The following is a 2297-nucleotide window of genomic DNA, read 5'->3' on the forward strand; positions in this document are numbered from 1 at the left end:
AACTGAGCTAATGGCTCATCAAAATGGTGGGGAGAGACGGATTCGAACCGCCGAACCCAGAGGGAGCAGATTTACAGTCTGCCGCGTTTAGCCACTTCGCTATCTCCCCATCTGATGATGTTTGGTAAAACTGGTGCCGGCGATAGGACTTGAACCCACAACCCCCTGATTACAAGTCAGGTGCTCTACCAATTGAGCTACACCGGCATATTCTTTTTGGTAAATAAGGTGGCTCGGGACGGAATCGAACCGCCGACACGAGGATTTTCAGTCCTCTGCTCTACCGACTGAGCTACCGAGCCATACATGGCGGAGCTGACGGGACTCGAACCCGCGACCTCCGGTGTGACAGACCGGCGTGAACTCCAACTTCACCACAGCTCCATGTTTGTTATGAACGCTACTTAGTGCGAACATCGTTTGGTTGCCCCCTACGGGGACTCCGGATTTCATCTGAACGGAGAAGAATATTCGACGTAGTACAGATGAGAATTAAAGTTGCACTCTACGAGTACCACTGATTTTACCTGATCGAAGAAGACTAAGCGACGTAGTTCAGGTAAATGGTTGGTTGCGGGAGCAGGATTTGAACCTGCGACCTTCGGGTTATGAGCCCGACGAGCTACCGAGCTGCTCCATCCCGCGTCAATATAAGTGGTGGAGGCTGACGGGATCGAACCGCCGACCCTCTGCTTGTAAGGCAGATGCTCTCCCAGCTGAGCTAAGCCTCCATCATGGTGACCCGTAGGGGATTCGAACCCCTGAATGACAGCGTGAAAGGCTGCTGTGTTAAACCGCTTCACCAACGGGCCAGGTGATGTAAATGGTGCTCCCGACAGGAATCGAACCTGCGACCTCTTCCTTACCATGGAAACGCTCTACCGACTGAGCTACAGGAGCATCATTTTAAATGAGTAGGAATGGTGGAGCTGAACGGGATCGAACCGATGACCTCCTGCTTGCAAGGCAGGCGCTCTCCCAACTGAGCTACAGCCCCATTTTTTCAAATGGTTTTTATTGCTTTCGAACTAAGTCTTTCGAACTAGTTCATTTAGCGAGAACGTTATCTACTCTATCATATCGTTATTCGCTTTGCAAGTGTTATTTTTTGCTACCACTAAAGATTTTCAACTTTTGTTCTCTAGTGATTTTTTCAGCAACGTTATCTAATCTAGCACATGATAACCTACGTTGCAAGTGGTTCTTTTTACTATCCCATTCAAAAGTTGCACTTACCCAACATTATTTTTGCGGATAATAATACCCTTGTCTGCGGCTTCTGGATCACCGTACCAAGGGCTACATGTGTGCCTCTATGAAAATGATGGAGCGGACGAAGGGTCTCGAACCCTCGACCTTCGCCTTGGCAAGGCGACGCTCTACCAATTGAGCTACGTCCGCGTAAGATGGTGGAGGCTGACGGGATCGAACCGCCGACCCTCTGCTTGTAAGGCAGATGCTCTCCCAGCTGAGCTAAGCCTCCATCATGGTGACCCGTAGGGGATTCGAACCCCTGAATGACAGCGTGAAAGGCTGCTGTGTTAAACCGCTTCACCAACGGGCCATTCCTAAAATATAAGATGGCGGACAGGGTGGGATTTGAACCCACGAGACGGTTCAACACCGCCTACACGATTTCCAATCGTGCTCCTTCGGCCACTCGGACACCTGTCCATCTGTAATGGCTCCTCAGGACGGACTCGAACCGCCAGCCTACCGGTTAACAGCCGGTTGCTCCACCATTGAGCTACTGAGGAACATTTTTGAAAATTGGTGGAGCTGAACGGGATCGAACCGATGACCTCCTGCTTGCAAGGCAGGCGCTCTCCCAACTGAGCTACAGCCCCATTTTCATCAAATGGTTGTTACTATATATAGATGGTGGGCCTAGGCTGACTCGAACAGCCGACCTCACGCTTATCAGGCGTGCGCTCTAACCAACTGAGCTATAGGCCCATTTGTGTAAAATAATATTGGTGCGGTCGGTGAGACTCGAACTCACACGGGTCGCCCCGCCACCCCCTCAAGATGGTGCGTCTGCCAATTCCGCCACGACCGCATTTTTTCATTTTTGGTAAACATGGTCGGGAAGACAGGATTCGAACCTGCGACCCCTTGGTCCCAAGCCAAGTACTCTACCAAGCTGAGCTACTTCCCGACTATTTATAAGATGGCGTGCCCTGAGAGATTCGAACTCCCGACCTTTTGATTCGTAGTCAAACGCTCTATCCGGCTGAGCTAAGGGCACATCTGTTGGAGCGGACGAAGGGTCTCGAACCCTCGACCTTCGCCTTGGC

19 tRNA genes are annotated in these 2297 nt (G+C 51.2%); all 19 read right to left on the bottom strand.

From position 1 onward, the window contains the following. Positions 1–24 precede the first annotated feature (24 nt). Positions 25–109 (bottom strand) — tRNA-Tyr (locus FGI41_RS24515). 22 nt (positions 110–131) lie between these two features. Next, positions 132–207: transfer RNA gene (locus tag FGI41_RS24520), tRNA-Thr, on the bottom strand. A gap of 22 nt (positions 208–229) precedes the next feature. Next, a tRNA-Phe gene (locus FGI41_RS24525) sits at positions 230–302 on the bottom strand. Between the two features lie 5 nt (positions 303–307). Next, positions 308–384, bottom strand: a tRNA-Asp gene (locus FGI41_RS24530). A gap of 184 nt (positions 385–568) precedes the next feature. Next, positions 569–645: transfer RNA gene (locus FGI41_RS24535), tRNA-Met, on the bottom strand. Positions 646–655: 10 nt separating this feature from the next. Then, positions 656–731, bottom strand: a tRNA-Val gene (locus tag FGI41_RS24540). A gap of 4 nt (positions 732–735) precedes the next feature. After that, a tRNA-Glu gene (locus tag FGI41_RS24545) sits at positions 736–812 on the bottom strand. Positions 813–824: 12 nt separating this feature from the next. Then, a tRNA-Thr gene (locus tag FGI41_RS24550) sits at positions 825–900 on the bottom strand. A gap of 21 nt (positions 901–921) precedes the next feature. Next, positions 922–997, bottom strand: a tRNA-Ala gene (locus tag FGI41_RS24555). Between the two features lie 328 nt (positions 998–1325). Beyond that, positions 1326–1401, bottom strand: a tRNA-Gly gene (locus tag FGI41_RS24560). Positions 1402–1407: 6 nt separating this feature from the next. Beyond that, positions 1408–1483 (bottom strand) — tRNA-Val (locus FGI41_RS24565). 4 nt (positions 1484–1487) lie between these two features. Next, positions 1488–1564, bottom strand: a tRNA-Glu gene (locus FGI41_RS24570). A 17-nt stretch (positions 1565–1581) separates the two neighbouring features. Next, positions 1582–1674: transfer RNA gene (locus FGI41_RS24575), tRNA-Ser, on the bottom strand. An 8-nt stretch (positions 1675–1682) separates the two neighbouring features. Then, positions 1683–1757: transfer RNA gene (locus FGI41_RS24580), tRNA-Asn, on the bottom strand. A gap of 14 nt (positions 1758–1771) precedes the next feature. Continuing rightward, positions 1772–1847 (bottom strand) — tRNA-Ala (locus FGI41_RS24585). Between the two features lie 32 nt (positions 1848–1879). Beyond that, positions 1880–1956: transfer RNA gene (locus tag FGI41_RS24590), tRNA-Ile, on the bottom strand. 18 nt (positions 1957–1974) lie between these two features. After that, a tRNA-Leu gene (locus FGI41_RS24595) sits at positions 1975–2059 on the bottom strand. 22 nt (positions 2060–2081) lie between these two features. Beyond that, a tRNA-Pro gene (locus FGI41_RS24600) sits at positions 2082–2158 on the bottom strand. Positions 2159–2171: 13 nt separating this feature from the next. Continuing rightward, positions 2172–2248 (bottom strand) — tRNA-Arg (locus FGI41_RS24605). Positions 2249–2297 lie beyond the last annotated feature (49 nt).

Origin of the sequence: Brevibacillus dissolubilis (genome assembly GCF_006170445.1) — a bacterium.
Lineage (GTDB): Bacteria > Bacillota > Bacilli > Brevibacillales > Brevibacillaceae > Brevibacillus_B > Brevibacillus_B dissolubilis.